Origin of the sequence: Pseudonocardia bannensis, assembly GCF_012911875.1 — a bacterium.
Classification (GTDB): Bacteria; Actinomycetota; Actinomycetes; order Mycobacteriales; family Pseudonocardiaceae; genus Pseudonocardia; species Pseudonocardia bannensis.
This window is the reverse complement of the sequence record NZ_JAAXKZ010000109.1, coordinates 1-20,282: the sequence shown is the minus strand read 5'-3', so window position 1 is coordinate 20,282 and position 20,282 is coordinate 1. Positions and strand designations below refer to the sequence as shown.

Here is a 20,282-nt window from a genome sequence, read left to right as displayed (position 1 = left end):
GCCCCCGACGGCGCCCCCGACGGCGCCCCCGACGGCGCCCCCGAGGGCGCCCGCAGCCTCCTGCGGACCGATCCCGCCGCCGGCTGCGGGCAGCAGCATGTCCCTGCTGCGTCCGGCCGGGGCACCTCGGCCGCGCAACCACACCTGGACCCGGCGCGAGCACAGCCGGCCGCCCCCTCCGCCGGTCAGACCCTGCCACCGGGTGCGCGCGCACCCCAGCTCGACGTCCGCCCCGGGCCACGGGCCGAGCGCGAGCAGCACCGCCCCGCGCTGCCGGGCCCGGGCCATCAGCCTCTGCCGGTCGGCGGCACGCACCCCGGCGAGCTCCGCGCCGGCCACCGCGACCAGGTCCAGCCCGTCGAGCAGGGCCGCGGTGACCGCCACCAGGTCCCGGCCCGGGTGCGGCACCAGCGCCAGCCGCTCCAGCCGGATCCCCGCCTCGGCCGCAGCCACCAGTCCCAGCTCCGGCCGCCCGACCACAGCCGCCCAGGCTCCGTCGGCGGAGGCCCCGGCGAGCAGCGCGAACAGCAGCGAGGTGGCCCCGGGGGTGGCGGCGACGGCCACCGTCGACCCGCGCCGCAACCCCCCGACCGGCAGCAGCCGGGCCAGCGGACCCATCACCGGGAGCAGCCGCCCGCCGGCCCCCACGGACACGGGCGGCCGGGCGCTCCCCGACCGGCTCTCCATCCGGCGGAGCAACCCGCGAGCCCTCTCCAACCGGCTCGTCGCATCGGCCGGTGCCGCCTCGACCACCGCTCATGCCTCCCCCAGCACGTCGGGACCGCGCCGCGGGGAAGTCGGCGACTGTTCGAACTTATGTTCGGACTATACGGACGCGAACCGTCCCCCTCAACACCCTCCCGGATGGCGGGATCAGCGGTGTCGGAACCAGTACGGGCGGCGCAGGATCGGCGGTTCAGGGGGATCGGGAGATGCGCTGTCGGACGAGGTCAGCAGCCTGGGCCGCGACGCTCAGCGTGGTCTTCCTGCTCGGCCCGGTGGCAGGGACCTCGTCGGCGGCACCCGCCGGCAGAGCGCTGCGAGCCGCACCGGGACCGGCGCGCTCAGTGCGCGAAGTGGCGCGTGCCCGTCAGGTAGAGCGGAATCCCCGCGGCCGCGGCCGCCGCCGTCACCTCGGCGTCGCGTACCGATCCGCCGGGCTGGACGACGGCACGCACGCCGGCCTCCAGCAGCACCTCGAGCCCGTCGGGGAACGGGAAGAACGCATCCGAGGCGGCCACCGAGCCGCGTGCCCGGTCCCCGGCCCGGGCCACCGCGAGCCGCGCCGCGTCGACCCGGTTGACCTGGCCCATCCCGACTCCGACGGCCGCACCGTCGGCGGCCAGCAGGATCGCGTTGGACTTCACCGAGCGGCAGGCCCGCCACGCGAACGCCAGGTCGGCCAGCACGTCGTCGGACACCGGGTCCCCGGTCGCGAGCGTCCACGTCGTGGGGTCGTCGCCGGGCGCGTCGATCGCGTCGCGCTGCTGCAGCAGCAGCCCACCGCTGATCGGGCGCATCTCGGCCCCGCCACGCACCACCTCGCCGGGCAGCCGCAGCAGCCGGACGTTCTTCTTCCGGGTGAGGATCTCCAGCGCACCCGGCGCGTAGGACGGCGCGAGCACGACCTCGGTGAAGACCTCCGCGATCTGCTCGGCCATCTCCTCGGTGATCTCGCGGTTGGCCGCGATGACCCCGCCGAACGCGCTGACCGGATCGGTCGCGTGCGCCTTGCGGTGGGCCTCGGCGATGTCACCCGCCGCACTGACCGCGATCCCGCAGGGGTTGGCGTGCTTGATGACCGCGACCGTGGCGGCGTCGCCATGGTCGTGCGCGGCCCGCCAGGCGGCGTCGGCGTCGACGTAGTTGTTGTAGGACATCTCCTTGCCGTGCAACTGCTCGGCACTCGCCAGGCCGCCGCGGGCCTGCGCGCCACCGGAGTAGAGCGCCGCGGCCTGGTGCGGGTTCTCCCCGTAGCGCAGCGTGGCCTGCCGCTGCCAGGTCGCGCCCACCCACTCCGGGAACGGCCCGGCGTCCTGCTCCGGGGCCAGCACGCTGCCCATCCAGGACGCGACGGCGACATCGTAGGTCGCGGTGTGCCGGAACGCCTCGGCCGCGAGCCGGCGCCGGTCGGCCAGCTCGAAGCCGCCGGACTTGACCTGCTCCAGGACCCACTCGTACCGGGCCGGGTCGACGACGACGGCGAGACTGTCGTGGTTCTTGGCCGAGGCGCGGACCATCGCGGGCCCGCCGATGTCGATCTGCTCGACGCACTCGTCCGGGCTTGCGCCCGAGGCCACCGTCTCGGTGAACGGGTAGAGGTTCGACACGAGCATGTCGAACGGCGCGACACCGAGCTGCTCGAGCTGGGCCAGGTGCTCGGGCTTGCGGGTGTCGGCGAGCAGCCCGGCGTGCACCCGCGGGTGCAGCGTCTTGACCCGGCCGTCCAGGCACTCCGGGAAGCCGGTCAGCTGCTCGACGGGGGTGACCGGGACCCCGGCGTCGGCGATCCGCTGCGCGGTCGACCCGGTCGAGACGATCTCGACCCCGAGGGCGTGCAGCCCGGTGGCCAGGTCGAGCAGACCGGCCTTGTCGTAGACGCTGATCAGCGCCCGGCGTACCGGCCTGCGCTCGCTGCTCACGGGATCCTCACCTCTCGTCCGCTCACGCTGGCTCCCTCACGGGTCAGCGCGTCGACGGTGCCCACGAGCAACCGCCGTTCCTCGATCTTGATGCGTTCGTGCAGCTCGGCCTCGGTGTCGCCGGGCAGAACCGGGACCGCCTGCTGGGCCAGGATCGGTCCGGTGTCGACGCCGGCGTCCACCAGGTGGATCGACGCGCCGGTGACCTTGACCCCGTGCACGAGCGCCTCCCGCACCGGGTGCGGCCCGGGGAAGGCCGGCAGCAGAGCCGGATGGGTGTTCACCACCGGGCAGCCGATCCCGGCCAGGAACCCCGCCCCGAGGATCTTCATGAAGCCGGCGCTGACCACCAGGTCGGGCCGGTGGCCGGCCACGGCGGCGGTCAGGGCGGCGTCCCAGGCAGCACGGTCCGGGTGGTCGACCGTGCGCACGACGAAGGTGGGGACGCCGGCACGCTCGGCGCGGGCCAGGCCCTCGATGCCGGTACGGTCGGCCCCGACCGCCACCACCTCGGCCGGGTAGCCGGGCTCCGCGGCGGCGTCCAGGAGTGCCTGCAACAGCGTTCCCGAACCCGAGACCAACACCACGACCCGACACGGTGCGGGGAGCTCGACCCGGTAGGTACTGCGCGACAACGCGGGCAACAACGCTCCTCGATCACTGGTGGCGACACGTCCAGAGTAGGCCGCGGCGTGGGTCACAGCGTGGCCGCCCGTCGGGTTGCACGCCCGGTGAGCGGCACGAGCGTGCCGCCAGTCGGCTGCGAACCCGACTCAGCGCGCGCCCGCGCGGATCAGGAGGAAGTCGCGCCGGGGTTCTCCTCCGCCGTGCGTTGCGCCGCAGCGGCCTGCCGGGCACGCAACGCCACGAGCTCTGCGACCGTCCGTGGCTTCGGCCCGGCGGGATCGGAGCGGTCCGCGCTCCCGGCGGCCCGGGGCTCGGGCGCGTCGTCACGTACGGAACGGGCGACGCCCTCCGCACGGATCACCGAGTCGACCCCGGGTCCGGCCTCGTCATCACCCGCCGCGGCGCGTGGGGCGACACCCTCGGCGCGGCGTTCCGTGCGGCGCTCGGCCCGACGCGCATCACGGCCCTCGGTCCGACGCCCGGCCCTGCGCTCGCTGCCACGCTCGATGCGGCCTCGACGGCGGCGCTCCTGGCGGCCCGCCCCTGTTCCACCGTCACCGGACGGGTCCGCGACGCCGTCAGCGAACTCGTCGGTCGCGCGGTCCCGTCCCTCGGTGTGGGCGTGATCGCCGCCCTCGGTGTGGGCGTGGGCGCCGGCCCCGTCTTGGGTGTGGGCGTGATCGCCGGGCCCGTCGTAGGTGTGGACGCGATCGCCGCCCTCGGTGCGGGCGTGATCGCCGCCCTCGGCATGGATGTGGGTGCGGTCGCCGCCTCCGGTATGGGCGCGGGCGCGATCGCCGCGCCCGGCATGGGTACGGGTGCGGTCGCCGTCCTCGGTGATGCGGCCACCGTCGCCGGCCTCATCCGAGCCGGCACCGTCCCGACCGTCGGCGCCGGTCCCGTCCCGGCCACCGGCGCCGGCCTGGTCGCGGTGAACCTCGCCCCGGGAGCTGTCACCACCCTGGCCGCGGGCTTCGCCACCGCCCTCCGCGTGGTCCTCGATGGCGTCGGTGCCGTCCTCGCGGCCGTCGGCCTGGTCACTCGATTCGCCGGTCGCCTCCGAGTCCTCGGCATCGACGACCGAACCGGCCCCACCGACCTCGTCGACCTCGTCGACCTCGTCACGGGCCTCCCCGTCCCGCGCGTCATCGTCGTCCCACTCCCCGCCCGGGTCGTAGGCCTCGGACCCGTACCCCTCGTACTCCCCGTCCTCGGCCCCGACCGCCCCGGCGGCCCGTTGGAACGCCGCGATCAGCAGGGCCGGCCCGCCGATCCACAGCAGCACGGCGGGCACGACCAGCTCGACGGGCAGCCGGACCGGATCGAACGGTCCCGCGGCCAGCCGGCCACCGGCCAGCAGCGCGAGCAGCCCGATACCGAGCGCGACGAGTCCGGTGGCGGCGCCGGCTGCCCGCAGCCGGTCGGCGACCCCGCCCGCGGCGCCGATCGCGCGGCGGCAGGCCAGGCCGACGAGGACCCCGACACCCACCGGGAGCAGGAACACCGCGACGGCCCAGGCCGGTGGCGCCCCGGCCGGGATCGCGGCCAGCAACGGGAACGACAGCACCGAACCGGGTCGCGCCCCGAACGGCGAGGCGGCCGCGGCCCCGACGACCAGGCCCGGGCCGATCGCCCAGGACAGCCCGGCCAGCACCGCGTTCGGCAGATAGGCCAGGGCCAGCAGGGTGACGCCGAGAGCCGGTCCGAATCCGGGTGCGATCTCCCGGTAGGCACCCTCGACCTCGAGGGCGCGCAGCACCAGTCCGGCCACCAGCACCAGCCCACCGACCGTGAGCAGGCCGAGCAGGCCGATCACGGCGGCACGCACCGCCACCCGGAACCAGCTCGGCGCGCGCTCGCGCCACTCGTCGGGCTGACCGCACGTCCGCACCACGCCGACCGCGGCGGCCACCCCCGCGACGAGACCGCCCCCGACCATCGCCGCCCACGGGGCCGCCACCACCGCGGCCGCCCGAGGCAGCAGGGCGCTGCCGAGGACGGCCACCGCGGCGTGCGCACCGGCTTGGGTGGCGAGCACGGCACCGGCGTCGGTCCGCAGCCGGCAACCCAGCCGGCGCACCGACCAGCCCGAGCCCACCATGATCACCCCGAACAGGGCGATCGTCGGCAGCATGGGCAGCACGCTCAGCGGCAGGCCCTCCAGCATGAGCGGGATCTGGTGGGCGGCGAGCCACAGCGGGATCGCCGCCGCGAACGCGCCGTCGACGGACATCCCGGCACCCGCCGTCAGCACCACCAGCGCGGCGGCCGGGACGAGCATCGCGTAGCTGACCAGGACCGTGCCCATCGCGCCGGCCAGCAGCACCCGCAGCCGGTCCAGGCCCTCGAGCGCGGTGCCCGTACCAGCGTCGGGGCTCGCCTGGGGCGCCGTGCCGCTCTCAGGGCCGGCCGATCGGTCGGAGGCGGAGAAGGTGCGGCTCACCCGGTCAGCCTCGCAGCGCGCGGCCCCGCCGACGATCAGGCACGCCGCAGTGGGTCGTTCTCACCCACCCGCGGGGCTCAGCTCGGCGGGCGCTCGTCCAGCTTCGGCTGGGAGAGGATGCGGGTCTGGTCGGTCTGCGGGCCGCGCTCGGGCCGCTCCGGCTCGGAACCCCCCTGCGCACCGTGCCGGCCGGCCGGCTCCGCACCGCTGACCGGTTGCCCCACAGGCGGGGTGGCCGGCGCCTCCGCGGCCGGGGACGGCGCCACGGTTCCCATGGCCTGGGTGACGTCCTGCCCGTGCTGGCCGCCGCCGTACCAGGACGGCGCGCCCTTCTGCTCGCCGAGCCCACCGGCCGGCGGCGTCTGCGGGGCGCCCGGCTGGCCGGCCTCGGGTCCCTGACCGGGTCCGGAGGGCTGGCCGTAGCCACCGCCGTACCCGGGCTGCTGGCCGTACCCGCCCGGGGCCTGCTGGCCGTACCCGGCCTGACCGGCGTATCCCGGCTGCTGCTGTCCGTAACCCGGCTGCTGGGCGTATCCCCCGCCACCGTAGGAACCGCCGTACCCGGGCTGCTGCCCGTAGCCCGGCTGCTGGGCGCCGTATCCCGGCTGCTGCCCGCCGTATCCGGGCTGCTGGGCGTAACCGCCGGGGGAGCCGAAGGAGCCGGGTGCGCCGGCGGCGGGCCGCGACACCGGCTGCTTCAGCACGCCCGCGTCGAACAACACCGCCGCGACCAGCGCGCCCACCTCGGCGAGGGCCAGTACCAGGATGATGACCGTCACCGCGGAGAGCACGCTTTCGGGCGCGGTGGAGATGATCTGCAGCAGGAGCAGGAAACCGACGGCGGCACCGACGGCGGCCGGCAGCAGGAACCGGCCCGCCTTCGGCAGCAGCACCGCGGCACCGAGCAGGCCACCGCCGATCAGCAACGGCCCGCTGAGCAGCGCGCCCAAGGTCAGGTCGGCGAAGAAGCCGAGCAGGTAGATCAGCATGGCGAGGCCGGCCGCGACGAGCACGAGGAGCCGCGCCGGGCCGGGTGCGAGCTGCGCGTCGGCCCCGTCCGGGTCGGACGGAGCTTTCTCGGAGGCGGCCTTGTGGGCCGGCGTCTCGGGGGGCTGGGTCATCGAGTACTCCCTCGTCGCCACGGCAACGCGGCGTCGGACGGGTTGATCGGGCGCGGGAAACGCTAACCCATCGGGTGGGACCCGGTGCGGTCGAGCCAAGCGGGCCGGCGGGCTTCGCGAGCCCCGTACAGACACCAACGCGCGGGGGGCGGCGGCCGGTTCCCCGGCCGCCGCACACCCCGCGCGTCGTGGTCGCGCGGCTCGCTCAGAGCGCGGCGATGATCTCCCGCATGAGCTCCGCGGTCTCGCTCGGCGTCTTGCCGACCTTGACCCCGGCGGCCTCGAGGGCCTCCTTCTTGGCCTGCGCGGTCCCGGCCGAGCCGGAGACGATCGCGCCGGCGTGGCCCATCGTCTTGCCCTCCGGCGCGGTGAACCCGGCGACGTAGCCGACGACCGGCTTGGTCACGTTGGCCTTGATGAAGTCGGCCGCGCGCTCCTCGGCGTCGCCGCCGATCTCGCCGATCATCACGATCGCCGCGGTCTCCGGGTCGGCCTCGAAGGCCTCCAGCGCGTCGATGTGCGTGGTGCCGATGACCGGGTCACCGCCGATGCCGATCGCGGTGGAGAAGCCGATCTCGCGCAGCTCGTACATCATCTGGTAGGTCAGCGTGCCCGACTTCGACACCAGGCCGATCTTGCCCGGGCCGGCGATGTCGGCCGGGATGATGCCGGCGTTGGACTTGCCGGGGCTGATGATGCCGGGGCAGTTCGGGCCGATGATCCGGGTCTTGTTGCCCTTCGCCACGGCGTGCGCCCAGAAGTAGGCGGAGTCGTGCACCGGGATGCCCTCGGTGATCACCACGGCCAGGCCGATCTCGGCGTCGATCGCCTCGATGACGGCGTCCTTGGCGAACTTCGGCGGCACGAAGACGACGCTGACGTCGGCGCCGGTCTCCTTCATGGCCTCCTCGACGGTGCCGAACACCGTGAGGTCCTTGCCGCCGATGGTCACGGTCTGGCCGGCCTTGCGGGCGTTCACGCCACCGACGATGTTGGTCCCGGCCGCGAGCATCTTGGTGGTGTGCTTGGTGCCCTCACCACCGGTGATGCCCTGGACGATGACCTTGCTGTTCTCGTTGAGGAAGATCGACATCTCAGGCTCCTGCCGCGGCCAGCTCGGCGGCCTTGTCGGCCGCGTTGTCCATCGTGTCCACCTGGGTGACCAGCGGGTGGTTCGCGTCGTTCAGGATCCGGCGGCCCTCCTCGACGTTGTTGCCGTCGAGCCGGACCACCAGGGGCTTGGTCGCGCCGTCGCCCAGGATCTTCAGCGCCTCGACGATGCCGTTGGCCACCGCATCACAGGCGGTGATACCACCGAAGACGTTGACGAACACCGACTTGACGGCCGGGTCGCCGAGGATGACGTCGAGCCCGGCCGCCATGACCTCGGCCGACGCGCCGCCGCCGATGTCGAGGAAGTTGGCGGGCTTGACCCCGCCGTGCTTCTCCCCCGCGTAGGCGACGACGTCGAGGGTCGACATGACCAGACCGGCGCCGTTGCCGATGATGCCGACCTCGCCGTCGAGCTTGACGTAGTTGAGGTTCTTGGCCTTGGCCTTGGCCTCGAGCGGGTCCTCGGTGCGCTGGTCGACCAGGTCGGCGTGCCCCGGGTGCCGGAAGTCGGCGTTCTCGTCCAGGGTGACCTTGCCGTCCAGGGCGATGATCTTGTCCTGCGGGTCGCGGACCAGCGGGTTGACCTCGACCAGCGTGGCGTCCTCGGAGACGAAGGTCTCCCAGAGCTTCACGATGACCTCGGCGGCCTCATCGGCCACCGCGGCCGGGATCTTCGCCTGCGCGACGATCTCGTCCGCCTTGGCCCTGTCGACACCGGCGATCGCGTCGACCGGCACCTTCGCCAGCGCCTCGGGACGCTCGACCGCCAGCTGCTCGATCTCCATGCCGCCCTCGGCCGAGGCCATGGCGAGGAAGGTCCGGTTGGACCGGTCGAGCAGGAACGAGAAGTAGTACTCCTCGGCGATGTCACTGGCCTCGGTGACCAGGACGCGGTGCACGGTGTGCCCCTTGATGTCCAACCCCAGGATGGCCTGGGCCTTCTCCTTGGCCTCGTCGGGGTCGTTGGCCAGCTTCACGCCGCCCGCCTTGCCGCGGCCCCCGGTCTTCACCTGGGCCTTCACCACCACGGCGGTGCCGATCTCGGCAGCGGCCGCGGCGGCCTCCTCCGGCGTCTCGACCGTCTTGCCCGGCAGCACCGGGACTCCGTGTGCGGCGAAGAGTTCCTTCGCCTGGTACTCGTACAGGTCCACTCGGATCTCCTGCCCACTTCGCTGTGCCAGCGGGCGGGTGCCGGGCGCGATCGCGATTCGGCTCCGGCGCCGCCCGCAGGGCTCGACCGTGCTACTGACGATGGACCCTACTGACGCCGTTCGCACATGCCCTGACCTGCCCCGGTGACAGCAATCACGCTCTCGGCGGCCGTGGCGTCACGAGGTGGTGGCGCACGCCACCGCGGCGCGTATCCCGGCGAGGAGATCGGGCCCCGGAGCCGGCCCCGCGACGATCACCGCCACGTCGGACGCGGCCCGTTCGGCAAGACCCGCGCGCAGCCCCGGCACGACCCCGGCGTCCGTGGCGGCGGGGACGGCGACCGCGTCGGCGTCCTCCTGCAACGCGGTCGCCGCGATCTGGTCGGGTGCGGCACCCGGCGCGGTGATGATCACCTCGATGCCGGCGTCGCGCAGGAAGCGGGCGAGCACCATCGCCGCCCGGGCGCCGGGATCGCCGTCGGCCGGGGCGGCGATCACGATCCGCAGTCGGTCACCCATCCGCACCCTCCATATCTCACCCACGGCCGGCAGCAGGTCGCCCCCTCGGGGCTCGTTCTCCCGCCCGAACTGGAGAAAGTAACGAAACGAGTGCTCCGAGTGGGCAACCGGCCGGATGGTGACCTACCTTTCGGACATGGCGCTGGTCCGCCCCGGGCTGACCCGCCTGGCCGCGATGGCCGGCGGGGCACGGTCGGCCGCCGCCGACCTGAGGCGCGCCACCGGCTACGCCCTGCGCACCTTCGGTGCTCCGGCCGGCGTCCGCGGTCTGGCCCTCGAAGGCGCCTGGCTCGCCGCCCACGTCGCGTCCTACCCGCTCGGGCTGATCCGCGAGACCGTCCAGGACCAGGGCGCTTACCGGACCGACACGCTCCCGCCGTCCCGGCGCAGCCTGGTCGTCGCCGACGTGCAGGCCGCCGGAACCCCGATCCTGCTCGTCCACGGGATCATGGACAACCGTTCGGTGTTCACCGTCTTCCAGCGGGCGCTGCGCCGCCGCGGCTTCGGGCTGGTGCACGCGGTGAACTACAGCGTTCTCACCGGTGACCTGCGGACCGCGGCCCACGAGCTGCGCACCCACGTGGAGCGGTTGCGCGAGCTCACCGGCGCGGAGAAGGTGCACATCGTCGGGCACTCTCTCGGCGGGATGATCGCCCGCTACTACGTACAACGGATGGGCGGGTCGGCGGCGGTCGGCACGCTGGTCACCCTGGGCAGCCCGCACACCGGCACGACGGCGGCCTACCTCCTGCCCACCCCGCTGGCCCGGCAGCTGCGCCCCGGCTCCGACGTGATGGACGAGCTCGCCGAACCCGCGCCCGACTGCAGCACCCGGTTCCTGGTGGTCTGGAGCCGGATGGATCAGATGGTCCTGCCCCAGGGCAACGCCCGGCTGATCCACCCGGACCTCCTCGTCGAGGAGCTGGAGATGCGTGACGTCGGTCACCTCTCGCTCCCGATCGACCCTCGCGCGGTGCACTGGGTGGCCTCGGCGCTCGCCCGGCCGCACGCAAAGGACCACCCTCTGCGCAGCCGTTACGGGCACCTCACCCGGGTTCCGGACGCGCTGCGTGAGGAGCCCTCCCCTGCCTAGCCCCACCGAGTGCCCCGTCGACACGCCGTCGGGGGATTTGCCTGCCCCCCGGATGCCCCGCTACTTTCGCCGGGTCCGTGTCACAGACCGATCACGACGGTGAGCAGAGCTGACCCCGATCAGTTCTGTGGGCCCCCAACCCACGCCGCCGGGAACGGTGCCGCGGACCGCCACATCGCTGTCGAGAAGGGCAGGTCTTGGCGCGCCACCGCTCCCCAAGCGGCGCCGAACCGGACCCCGACCACAGTGCGCCGACGTGCGTACTCGATGTTCGGGCAACACACCGGCTCCCAGCGCCACCCACCGCGACGCTGCGCGGTCGCGCGACGGTTGCCGCCGTCGCCGCCGGCGCCGTCGTGGCGGCGGGACAGTCGCTGGTCTCGATGCAGCCGGCGAGCCCCGTCGAGGACACCTACGCCAAGCTCGCCGCGAACGCGATGCTCCCCGTCACCGACGTCGACATCAGTGAAGCCCCGGTGCCGACGATCGCGCCCGCGATCGGTAGCGACCAGCTCGCCCCCGACGCGTTCGCTCTCCCGGTGCTCGACGCCCGGTCCGAGGTCGACGTGCAGAACCTCACCAAGGCCGTCGACATCGGAGCGCAGCTCGCCAAACGCGCCTCGTTGCTCAAGTCCGCGCTGGCGGACGGGGCCCCGCAGGCCGTGCTGTCCGGTGGCACGGCTTACGTGCAGCCCACGATGGGCCGCCTGACGTCGGGCTTCGGTGGCCGCTGGGGCACGATGCACTACGGCATCGACGTGGCCAACGGCATCGGCACGCCGATCTTCGCGGTGACCGATGCGGTGGTCGAGAAGTCCGGCCCGGCGAGCGGCTTCGGCATGTGGGTCGTGCTGCGGCACACCGACGGCACCCAGAGCGTCTACGGCCACATCAACCGTTCGCTGGTCCGGGTCGGGCAGAAGGTCAAGGCCGGCGAGGAGATCGCCGAGATGGGCAACCGAGGCTTCTCCACCGGCCCGCACCTGCACTTCGAGATCTGGCAGGCCGACGGCACCAAGATCAACCCGCTGCCCTGGCTCGCCGCGCACGGCATCCGCCTCAACGGCTCCGCCGACGACGGCCCCGCCCACGACTGACCCCACCCGACTCCGCCGATCAAGGCGGGAAGGGGCCTCGCGGAGATCGACTGACCCCCTTCTCCCCTTGATCGGCGGGTGAGGGGCGGGCGCTCAGAGCTTCTGGAGCGGGACGCCGCCGATCAGCATCAGCCGCACGGTGCCCGCGCTGCCGAAGTCGATCGTCACCGTGGCCCGCTGGCCGACACCGTCGGCCGCCACCACCGTGCCCAGGCCGTACTTGTCGTGGTTCACCCGGTCGCCGACCTCCAGGCTGATGGTGGCGTCGAGGCTGCGCTCCGGGACCTTCCAGTCGCCCCGGTCCGAGCCACCGGCCGCGCGCCGGCCGAAGCCGAAGCGGCCCACCGGAGCGGACGGGCGCTCGGGCTCCGAACGCCGCCAGTCGACGAGCTGGGCGGGCACCTCGTCGAGGAACCGCGACGCCGGGTTGGTGTTCGGTTGCCCGAACGCCGAGCGCACGATCGCCCGGGACAGGTACAGCCGCTTCTCGGCACGGGTGATGCCCACGTAGGCCAACCGGCGCTCCTCGGCCAGCTCCGCAGGATCGCCCAGCGCCCGCAGGTGCGGGAACACCCCGTCCTCCCACCCGGTGAGGAACACGACGGGGAACTCCAGCCCCTTGGCCGTGTGCAGGGTCATCAGGGTGACCATGCCCTCGTCGTTGTCCGGGATCGAGTCGGCGTCGGCGACCAGCGCCACCCGCTCCAGGAACGCGGCCAGCGAGCCGGGGGCGGGGGCGCCGACCTCGACGTCGGAGCCGTCCACGTCGGCGACGGCCGCGTCGCCCGCGAACTCGCGGGCGACGGTGACGAGCTCGGCCAGGTTCTCCAGCCGCGAGCCGTCCTGCGGGTCCTCGCTGGCCTCCAGCTCGGCGGTGTAACCGGTGCGGGCGTAGACGGCCTCCAGTACCTCGGCCGTCTCGTCCCCGCGCTCGACCAGCTCGCCGAGGTCGCCGAGCATCCGGACGAAGGCGGCGATGCAGCGCTGCGAGCGGGTGGCCAGGGCCGGCACCCTCTCGGGCTGCTCGGCCGCGATCCGCAGCGCGGCGGCGAAGGAGATCCGCTCCCGCTCGGCGTACTCCGCGACGAGCGCCTCGGCCCGGTCGCCGATGCCGCGCTTGGGCACGTTGAGGATCCGGCGCAGGCTGACCGTGTCCTCCGGGTTGGACAGCACCCGCAGGTACGCCAGCGCGTCACGGACCTCGCGGCGTTCGTAGAAGCGCACCCCGCCGACGACCTTGTAGGGCAGCCCGACGCGCAGGAACACGTCCTCGAAGACGCGGGACTGGGCGTTGGTGCGGTAGAAGACGGCGATGTCGGAGTTGCGCACCTCGCCGGTGTCGACCAGCCGGTCGATCTCGCCGGCGACGAACGCCGCCTCGTCGTGCTCGTTGTCGGCGACGTAGCCGACGAGCCTCTCCCCGTCGCCCTCCTCGGACCACAGCCGCTTGTCCCGGCGGTCCGGGTTGCGCGCGATCACCGCGTTGGCCGCGGACAGGATCGTCTGGGTGGAGCGGTAGTTCTGCTCGAGCAGGATCGTCCGGGCGTCGGCGAAGTCCTGCTCGAACTCGATGATGTTGCGGATGCTGGCGCCGCGGAACGCGTAGATCGACTGGTCGGAGTCGCCGACGACGCACAGCTCCGCGGGCTCGGCCCCATCGACGGCCGGGGCCACCAGCTCGCGGATCAGCGCGTACTGCGCGTGGTTGGTGTCCTGGTACTCGTCGACCAGGACGTGCCGGAAGCGGCGGCGGTAGTACTCGGCGACCGCGGGCAGCCGCTGCAGCAGGCTGACCGTCTCCATGATCAGGTCGTCGAAGTCGAACGCGTTGGCCTGCCGCAGCCGGGACTGGTAGCGGGCGTAGACCTCGGCCACCTTGCGCTCGTGGTCGTTGCCCGCCCGGGCGGCGGCGACGTCGGCGTCGACCAACTCGTTCTTCAGGTTGGAGATCTGCGCGGCCAGCCCGCGAGCCGGGTAGCGCTTCGGGTCGAGCTCCAGGTCGCGCGCGACGAGGCCGACCAGGCGGCGGGTGTCGTCGGCGTCGTAGACCGAGAACGCCGACCGCACACCCAGGTGCTTGGCCTCCCGGCGCAGGATGCGCACGCACATCGAGTGGAACGTCGAGACCCACATGGCGTTGGCCCGGCGGCCGACGAGCGCGTCGACCCGGCCCTTCATCTCGGCGGCGGCCTTGTTCGTGAAGGTGATCGACATGATCTCGCCGGGGTGCACACCCCGCTCGGAGAGCAGGTAGGCGATCCGGTGGGTGAGCACGCGGGTCTTCCCCGAACCGGCACCGGCCACGATGAGCAGCGGTGAACCGGCGTGCACCACGGCCTCCCGCTGCTGCGGGTTCAGCCCGTCGAGCAGGGCCGCCGCACGGGCGGACACCGGCCTGGCCGCGGCGGTGATGTTCTCGGAGGGTAGTTCGAACAGCGCGCTCATCGTGTCCCTCACGGTACCGGCGCAGGCAGACGGTGCGGTCGCGGGCGGCGGTGTGGCACACTCGTCGACGTGCCGACGCAGCGCGGGCGATTTTTCTACGGGTACCGGACCCCGGTGCCCGTGGCCGCCTGAGCACACGACCACGACGCCCCGGAGTCCGACGGACCCGGGGCGTTTCCGCGTCACGGGCACGTGCGAGCCGGGCACAGGAGGAGAGCATGTCCGTGACCACCGAGAAGAGTGCCGACTCCGAGCCGGCTGCCGCCGCGGCGGTGCCGAGCGCGGCGGAGATCGACGACCTGCGGGTCGAGATCGACCGGATCGACGGCGAGATCCTGCGACTGATCAAGCGTCGGACCGAGGTGTCCAAGCTGATCGGGGCCGCCCGGATGGCCGCCGGCGGGCCGCGCATCGTCTACAACCGCGAGATGGCCGTGCTCGCCCGGTTCCGCGAACTGGGCGCCGAGGGTCGCGAGCTGGGCATGCTGCTGCTCCGCCTCGGTCGCGGCCGGCTGGGCGGTCGCTGAGCTCCCGGCCGGTCACGGCACGGTCACGGCACGGCGGTCCCCGTCCGTGGCACTCTGTTGCCATGGGCGCCGTCGTCGGGATCGTCGCAGCAGTGGTGGCACTGGTCGGCCTGCTGGCCGCGCTGGGCCACGTCGGATATCTGGCCATGCTGAACTCGGCGGCCAAGCAGCGTGGGGCGGCCGGGCAGCCGGTCGCCGACTACGTCAGCAGCCGCTGGAAGGTGGCGGGCGGCGCTGCGGGGGTCGCCGCGCTGGGCCTGCTGCTGACCACCGGCAGCGGGGTGGGCACCGACATCCTCGGGATGCTGCTGGGTGCGGGCGGCGGTCTGGTCGGATACCAGGCGCTGAACTCCACCCGGGCGCGCTACCGCAGCCAGCCCTGACGTCTCCCACCGGCGCCGCGCGGCCGGTGGTCGTAGGGTTCGACAGTGCCGAGCCCCGCATCCACGGCCCGTGTGCGTGACGACGTCGAGCGCGTGCTCGTCGTCACCGCCCACCCCGACGACGTCGACTTCGCCGCGGCCGGGACGGTCGCGGCCTGGGTGAAGTCCGGGATCCAGGTCGCCTACTGCATCTGCACGTCCGGCGACGCCGGCGGATACGACGACACGCCGCGCGCCGAGATGGGCCCGCTGCGGGAGGCCGAGCAGCGCGCCGCGGCGGCCGAGGTCGGGGTCGAGGACGTCCGGTTCCTCGGCCACCCCGACGGGCGGCTGCTGCCCGACCTCGAGCTGCGCCGCGACATCAGCAGGGAGATCCGGCGGTTCCGCCCCGACCGGGTGCTGACCCAGTCCCCGGAGATCTGGTGGCGGCGCGTCGGCGCCTCGCACCCCGACCACCGTGCGACGGGCGAGGCCGCGCTGGCCGCCGTCTATCCCGATGCGCGCAATCCGTTCGCCCACCCGGAGTTGCTGGCCGACGAGGGCCTCGACGCCTGGACCGTGCACGAGATGTGGCTGATGGGCGCGCCGGACGAGCGGCTCAACCACGCGGTGGACATCACCGACACGTTCGACCGCAAGGTCGCCGCCCTGCAGGCCCACATCTCGCAGACCGCACACATGGGCGACCTGGAGGCGCGCCTGCGGCCGTGGCATCTGCACTGGGCGAGAACGTTCGACCTACCGGAGGGCAGGCTCGCCGAGGCATTCCAGGTCGTCTCCGTCGGTTAGCGGTCGGGGACGCTCGACGAACGGAAATAGGCCGAACGAGTGGCGGTCGATGAGCGGATGAATGACACTTGGTGAACAAATCGGAACTCCGGTAAACATCCTTGGGTTGATTCACCCAAGGGAGGACGTCTCGTCGTGGCCCCGATCGTGCACCGTGGTGGAACCGCGTCGACGGGCATCGTCACCGTCGCCGAACTGCTGACCCGCAACATCCCGGCGCAGCGAACCGCACCCGACGAGGAGCGCACCGGACCCACCACCGGCACGTACATCTCCGTCGGCAGCCTGCTGCGCCGCGAGGGTCGTGCCCCGCACGCGATCGACCGCCCGGTGCAGCCCCGCGCCAGCCAGCTCGCCGAGGAGGCCGCCGCCGCCGAGGCCACTTCCGGCCGGTCGGTCCCGGCGCGCCGAGCCGCGATCGCCGCGGGAACCCTGCTCGCCGCCGGTTCCGTCCTCACCGCCGCGGTGCTGACCGACGCCGCCTCGAACAGCTCCGACGCCCGGGAAGCGCTCGACGGCACCTACCCCGGCCGTGGCGTCCTCGACGCCGCCCCCGGGGGGTCCGCGTCGCTGCCCGGCCTCGGCGCCGTCAGTACCCTCGCCGGCGCGCCCGGGCTCGACAGCGGCATCGCCGCCCCGGCGTCGTGGATGGCGGTCGCGTTCCCGACCGCCCTGCCCACCGCTCCGAGCGCGTCCACCGGCGGCTCCGGCAGCGGCCCGGTCACGGCCGTCCCCGGCCGCGGCACCGCCGCCCCTGCGCCCGGCGCCGGTTCCCCCGCAGCTCCGCTCCCCGGCGTCGGTGGACCCGGCGCGCCGGCCGGCCCCGTCGGCCAGGCCGTGTCGGCCCCGGCCGGGGCCGTCGGCAGAGCGGTGCAGGATGTCGGTGGCGCCGCGCCCGCACCGCTGCAGAAGCCGCTCGAGTCGGTGGGCGGCACCGTCACCGAGACCGGTGGCAACCTGGGCAACACCCTCGACTCCGGCGTGAACACGGTGCAGAAGTTGGCCGAGCCGGTCACCTCGGCCCTGTCCCCGTCGGCGCGCGCCGCCGCCCCGGCCGAGCCGGAGCCGGTCCTCACCACGGTGACCGAAGGCGTCTCGGACGTCGCCGACGGGGTGGGCGAGACCGTCGGCGGCCTGGCCGGCGGGGCCGGCCGGACCGTGGGCGGGCTGCTCGACTGAGCCGGTGGCCCGGCGCGCTCAGACCAGCCGGCGGTCCGACGCCCAGCGCGACAGCTCGTACCGGTTCGACAGCTGCGTCTTGCGCAGCACGCTGGACACGTGAGTCTCGACGGTCTTCACCGAAATGAACAGCTCGCCGGCGATCTCCTTGTAGGCGTAGCCGCGGGCGAGCAACCGCAGCACGTCGCGCTCCCGGCGGGTCAGCAGATCGAGTTCCGGGTCACCGGGCGGGGCCGCGCCGGGACGGTCGGAGAACACGTCGAGGACGAAACCGGCCAGGCGTGGCGAGAACACCGCGTCGCCGGAGTGCACCCGACGCACCGCGTCGGCAAGGTCCCGTCCAGAGATCGTCTTGGTGACGTAGCCGCGCGCCCCGGCCCGGATCACGGCGATCACGTCCTCCGCCGCGTCGGAGACGCTCAGCGCCAGGAACACGACGCCGGGCAGCTCCGGACGCACCTGGCGGAGCACCTCCGCGCCCCCGCCGTCCGGCATGTGCACGTCGAGCAGCACGACGTCCGGGCGCAGGTGCCGGATCGCAGCGACCGCCTCGTCGACCGAGCCGGCCTCCCCGACGACGCTGACGTCGGCGAAACCGCGGTCGAGCTCCGCCCGGACCCCCGAACGGAACAGCCCGTGGTCGTCGACCAGGAACACCCGGATCGGCGCGGCCCCGGACTGCGGAACGGGGTCCCCGGTCTCCGGCTCGGTCATGACGCGGCTCCTTCTCGTTCGGATTCCGGGCCGCGGTTCACGGCCGGGTCGTCGGTGCTGCCGGGGCTGCTCGTGCCGTCCGGGCCGGCGGGGGCGTCGGGGCTGCGGTTGTCGCCGGCGTGCTCCCGGGCCGTCGGCTCCGTCCGCATCGACAGGTGCACCTCGGTGCCCTCACCCGCCGTGCTGCGCAGCCGGACGGTCCCGCCGTGCCGGGCCATCCTGCCCCGGATCGAGTCGGCCAGCCCGTGCCGGTCGTCCGGGACGGCGTCGGGGTCGAACCCGACCCCGCGGTCGCGCACGAACACGTGCACCTCGTCGGCCTCGACCTCCACGTACACGCTGATCTCGTCGACGCCGGCGTGCTTGGCCGCGTTGACCATCGCCTCGCGGGCAGCCAGCACCAGGGCGCGCAGCCCGTCGTCCAGCGGGCGGTCGCCGCCCACCACCACCGGGCTCACCGTCAGCGCGTAGGTGTCCTCGACCTCGCCCGCGGCGTTGGTCAGGGCCTCGGTCAGCCCGGCGTCCAGGGCCGGGCCCCGCGAGGCGACCCCGGAACGGCCGTAGCCGGTCGGCCCGTAGAGCCAGTGCCGCAGCTCGCGTTCCTGCCCCCGCGCCAGCCGCAGCACCTCGCGCGGCTGGTCGGACTGCCGCTGGATCAGGGCAAGGGTCTGCAGCACCGAGTCGTGCAGGTGCGCGGCGATCTCGGCCCGCTCGGCCTCGACGATCCGCTCCCGGCGTTCCTCGCCGAGATCGCGCATCAGGCGCACCCACCACGGCACCGTCAGCACCGCGACCCCGACCAGGGTGGCCAGCACCGCGAGCACGCCGAACTGCAGTTGGCCCAGGTCGAGGTTGCCGAGCAGGAACACCCCGATCCCGGCGGCGACGAACAGCGCACCGGCCACCACCCGGATGAGCGCGGTCCGACCGCCCCCGGCCACCCCGGTGACCCCGGATCGGGCGCCGGCCGCCCAGCGGCGGCGCTGTGACTCGTCGGCCTCCCGCCAGACCACGGCGGCCCCGACCGCGGCGACCCCCAGCGGACCGACGATCCAGCCGATCACGTTGCTGCCCAGCGCAGCCGCGGCCAGCCCGACCCCGAGCCCCAGCGCGGCCAGGCCGAGCGCCTGCTGGCGTTCCGTGCGCGGCACCGAGCGGGCGACGTCGGCGTTCTCCTGCCGGACGAACACCCACAGCAGCCCATAGGCCAGCGCGCCCGCCCCGTTCGCCGCGGCCAGGATGACGAAGGCCGACCGCACCCACAGCACCTCGACGCCGAGGTGGTCGGCCACGCCGCCGGCGACGCCGGCGACCATGCGGCCGGACCGACGACGGACCAGCGGTGTCCGGGCCGGGACCGGGGCGGCGGGCGAGCTCACGCCACCATCGTCACACGCGCGGGAGCCCCTGACATCGGGGCCGACCTCGGGGACGGCTCAGGGGCTTCCCCGATGGTTCCGGGTACCCGCACCCGCCAGGCTGGGGCCATGAACGGGACGGACGTGCATGCGACATTGCGCGAGATGTGGGAGACGCGCCCGGCGCGCCCCCAGCACGACCGGAAGGTGGCCGGGGTCGCCGCGGCCATCGCGCGCCGGTACGACATCGATCCGGTGCTGGTCCGGGTCGGGTTCGTCGTCGCCGCCTTCTACGGGATCGGGGCCGCGCTCTACATCGCGGGCTGGGTGCTGCTCCCGGCCGCCCGCGAGGACGACCCGACCGACGGGGCCGGGTCCGGTGGTCCGGTGGCCGACGCCGGCGGCCGGCGCCCACCGCACCCGATGCTGCTGCTGGGCCTGGTGGTCGCCGCGATCATCGGGATGGGCGCCATCTTCGGTCGCGACGGCGGGGTGATGCTCCCGGCACTGGCCGTGGGCGTGCTGCTGTTCCTGCTGCACCGCAGCCGTGGCCACCGCGGGATCGCGGGCCCCACCGCTGCCGGTTCCGCCGCGGCGAGCCCGTCGGGCACCGCCGCGGACCGGGCCCCTGGCCCGCAGCCCGGCCCGGCCGCGGACGCCGGTACCGACGACGTGGCCGCCGAGCCGGCGCGCGTGACGCCGCCCGCCTGGGACCCGCTGGGCGCCGCGCCGTTCGCGTGGGACCTGCCCGAGCCCTCATCGCCCCCACCGCCGCCCGCGCCCCGGCCGCCGCAGCGGTCCCGGGTGACCGCGGTGACGCTGGCGCTGGCCCTGCTCACCGGTGGCGTGCTCGGCAGCCTGCTGCTCCTCGGCGTCGGCGTGACCACGATGTCCACGCTGTTCGCGATCGTGCTGGCCATTCTCGGGACCGGCCTCGTCGTCGGCTCCTTCACCCGCGGCGGGCTGTGCGTCGTCGTCGAACTCGGGCCGCCGGGCGCGCAGCCCCGACCCGGGTCGGCGCCTTAACCCCGCCTTAGGATCGACGCAGCGCGACCATAGATCGCCGACCGGCACCGTTGTC

Annotated in this window: 18 protein-coding genes; 7 read left to right on the top strand and 11 right to left on the bottom strand. The window is 74.0% G+C overall.

The genetic code is table 11. From position 1 onward, the window contains the following. The 8 genes from imuA' to HF519_RS23090 form a co-directional block, all read right to left on the bottom strand. A partial coding sequence (gene imuA', locus HF519_RS23125; RefSeq protein WP_211170456.1) for a DnaE2-dependent mutagenesis accessory factor ImuA' occupies positions 1-654 on the bottom strand: 654 nt, incomplete at its 3' end. A 410-nt stretch (positions 655-1,064) separates the two neighbouring features. After that, entirely contained in the window at positions 1,065-2,642 is a 1,578-nt protein-coding gene (gene purH / locus HF519_RS23120; RefSeq protein WP_169415100.1) for a bifunctional phosphoribosylaminoimidazolecarboxamide formyltransferase/IMP cyclohydrolase, read from the bottom strand. Further along, positions 2,639-3,277: a phosphoribosylglycinamide formyltransferase gene (purN, locus tag HF519_RS23115; protein WP_169415102.1), complete on the bottom strand. Its 639-nt coding sequence runs from the start codon at positions 3,275-3,277 to the stop codon at positions 2,639-2,641. Before purN ends, purH begins: the two co-directional genes overlap by 4 nt. Positions 3,278-3,435: 158 nt before the next feature. Beyond that, a complete protein-coding gene (locus tag HF519_RS23110) occupies positions 3,436-5,712 on the bottom strand; it encodes a cell division protein PerM (RefSeq protein ID WP_169415099.1) in 2,277 nt (758 codons plus the stop codon). 77 nt (positions 5,713-5,789) lie between these two features. Further along, positions 5,790-6,833 carry a DUF5336 domain-containing protein gene (locus tag HF519_RS23105; protein ID WP_169415098.1) on the bottom strand — a complete coding sequence of 348 codons (1,044 nt, stop codon included), beginning with the start codon at positions 6,831-6,833 and terminating at the stop codon, positions 5,790-5,792. Positions 6,834-7,038: 205 nt separating this feature from the next. Then, positions 7,039-7,926 (bottom strand): succinate--CoA ligase subunit alpha, encoded by an 888-nt coding sequence (gene sucD / locus HF519_RS23100; protein ID WP_169415097.1) that lies wholly within the window; start codon positions 7,924-7,926, stop codon positions 7,039-7,041. 1 nt (position 7,927) lies between these two features. Then, on the bottom strand, positions 7,928-9,097 hold the full coding sequence (gene sucC / locus HF519_RS23095) for an ADP-forming succinate--CoA ligase subunit beta (RefSeq protein WP_169415096.1): 1,170 nt from the start codon (positions 9,095-9,097) through the stop codon (positions 7,928-7,930). Between the two features lie 177 nt (positions 9,098-9,274). After that, positions 9,275-9,616 carry a cobalamin-dependent protein gene (locus HF519_RS23090; protein ID WP_169415095.1) on the bottom strand — a complete coding sequence of 114 codons (342 nt, stop codon included), beginning with the start codon at positions 9,614-9,616 and terminating at the stop codon, positions 9,275-9,277. A gap of 136 nt (positions 9,617-9,752) precedes the next feature. Here HF519_RS23090 and HF519_RS23085 point away from each other — a divergent pair, with 136 nt between their 5' ends. Next, positions 9,753-10,709, top strand: coding sequence for an esterase/lipase family protein (locus tag HF519_RS23085; RefSeq protein ID WP_169415094.1), 957 nt, complete (start codon positions 9,753-9,755; stop codon positions 10,707-10,709). Positions 10,710-11,065: 356 nt separating this feature from the next. Then, positions 11,066-11,806: a M23 family metallopeptidase gene (locus tag HF519_RS23080; RefSeq protein ID WP_169415093.1), complete on the top strand. Its 741-nt coding sequence runs from the start codon at positions 11,066-11,068 to the stop codon at positions 11,804-11,806. A 93-nt stretch (positions 11,807-11,899) separates the two neighbouring features. Here HF519_RS23080 and pcrA read toward each other — a convergent pair whose 3' ends face one another. Further along, positions 11,900-14,251 carry a DNA helicase PcrA gene (gene pcrA, locus HF519_RS23075; protein ID WP_169415092.1) on the bottom strand — a complete coding sequence of 784 codons (2,352 nt, stop codon included), beginning with the start codon at positions 14,249-14,251 and terminating at the stop codon, positions 11,900-11,902. Between the two features lie 218 nt (positions 14,252-14,469). On the opposite strand from pcrA, the gene HF519_RS23070 reads away from it, so the two are divergent. The 4 genes from HF519_RS23070 to HF519_RS23055 all read left to right on the top strand — a co-directional run bounded on the left by HF519_RS23070 (position 14,470) and on the right by HF519_RS23055 (position 17,129). Further along, positions 14,470-14,778, top strand: a complete 309-nt coding sequence (locus HF519_RS23070) for a chorismate mutase (RefSeq protein WP_169415091.1) — start codon at positions 14,470-14,472, stop codon at positions 14,776-14,778. Positions 14,779-14,840: 62 nt separating this feature from the next. Then, entirely contained in the window at positions 14,841-15,161 is a 321-nt protein-coding gene (locus HF519_RS23065; RefSeq protein ID WP_169415090.1) for a hypothetical protein, read from the top strand. Between the two features lie 45 nt (positions 15,162-15,206). Further along, positions 15,207-15,950, top strand: a complete 744-nt coding sequence (locus HF519_RS23060; protein WP_312860297.1) for a PIG-L deacetylase family protein — start codon at positions 15,207-15,209, stop codon at positions 15,948-15,950. A 135-nt stretch (positions 15,951-16,085) separates the two neighbouring features. Further along, positions 16,086-17,129: a hypothetical protein gene (locus HF519_RS23055; RefSeq protein ID WP_169415089.1), complete on the top strand. Its 1,044-nt coding sequence runs from the start codon at positions 16,086-16,088 to the stop codon at positions 17,127-17,129. An 18-nt stretch (positions 17,130-17,147) separates the two neighbouring features. Here the strand turns inward: HF519_RS23055 and HF519_RS23050 are convergent, their stop codons facing one another. Continuing rightward, positions 17,148-17,843, bottom strand: coding sequence for a response regulator (locus HF519_RS23050; protein WP_169415088.1), 696 nt, complete (start codon positions 17,841-17,843; stop codon positions 17,148-17,150). Beyond that, positions 17,840-19,222, bottom strand: coding sequence for an ATP-binding protein (locus tag HF519_RS23045; RefSeq protein ID WP_169415087.1), 1,383 nt, complete (start codon positions 19,220-19,222; stop codon positions 17,840-17,842). Before HF519_RS23045 ends, HF519_RS23050 begins: the two co-directional genes overlap by 4 nt. Positions 19,223-19,330: 108 nt before the next feature. On the opposite strand from HF519_RS23045, the gene HF519_RS23040 reads away from it, so the two are divergent. Beyond that, a complete protein-coding gene (locus HF519_RS23040) occupies positions 19,331-20,227 on the top strand; it encodes a PspC domain-containing protein (protein WP_169415086.1) in 897 nt (298 codons plus the stop codon). Positions 20,228-20,282: the final 55 nt, after the last annotated feature.

What these genes read in the sequence shown, in the direction of transcription:
- HF519_RS23105 (WP_169415098.1), bottom strand. Translation starts at nt 6,833, where the DNA reads ATGACCCAGCCCCCCGAGACGCCGGCCCACAAGGCCGCCTCCGAGAAA.
- sucD (WP_169415097.1), bottom strand. Translation starts at nt 7,926, where the DNA reads ATGTCGATCTTCCTCAACGAGAACAGCAAGGTCATCGTCCAGGGCATC.
- HF519_RS23090 (WP_169415095.1), bottom strand. Translation starts at nt 9,616, where the DNA reads ATGGGTGACCGACTGCGGATCGTGATCGCCGCCCCGGCCGACGGCGAT.
- HF519_RS23085 (WP_169415094.1), top strand. Translation starts at nt 9,753, where the DNA reads ATGGCGCTGGTCCGCCCCGGGCTGACCCGCCTGGCCGCGATGGCCGGC.
- pcrA (WP_169415092.1), bottom strand. Translation starts at nt 14,251, where the DNA reads ATGAGCGCGCTGTTCGAACTACCCTCCGAGAACATCACCGCCGCGGCC.
- HF519_RS23070 (WP_169415091.1), top strand. Translation starts at nt 14,470, where the DNA reads ATGTCCGTGACCACCGAGAAGAGTGCCGACTCCGAGCCGGCTGCCGCC.
- HF519_RS23065 (WP_169415090.1), top strand. Translation starts at nt 14,841, where the DNA reads ATGGGCGCCGTCGTCGGGATCGTCGCAGCAGTGGTGGCACTGGTCGGC.
- HF519_RS23050 (WP_169415088.1), bottom strand. Translation starts at nt 17,843, where the DNA reads ATGACCGAGCCGGAGACCGGGGACCCCGTTCCGCAGTCCGGGGCCGCG.
- HF519_RS23040 (WP_169415086.1), top strand. Translation starts at nt 19,331, where the DNA reads ATGAACGGGACGGACGTGCATGCGACATTGCGCGAGATGTGGGAGACG.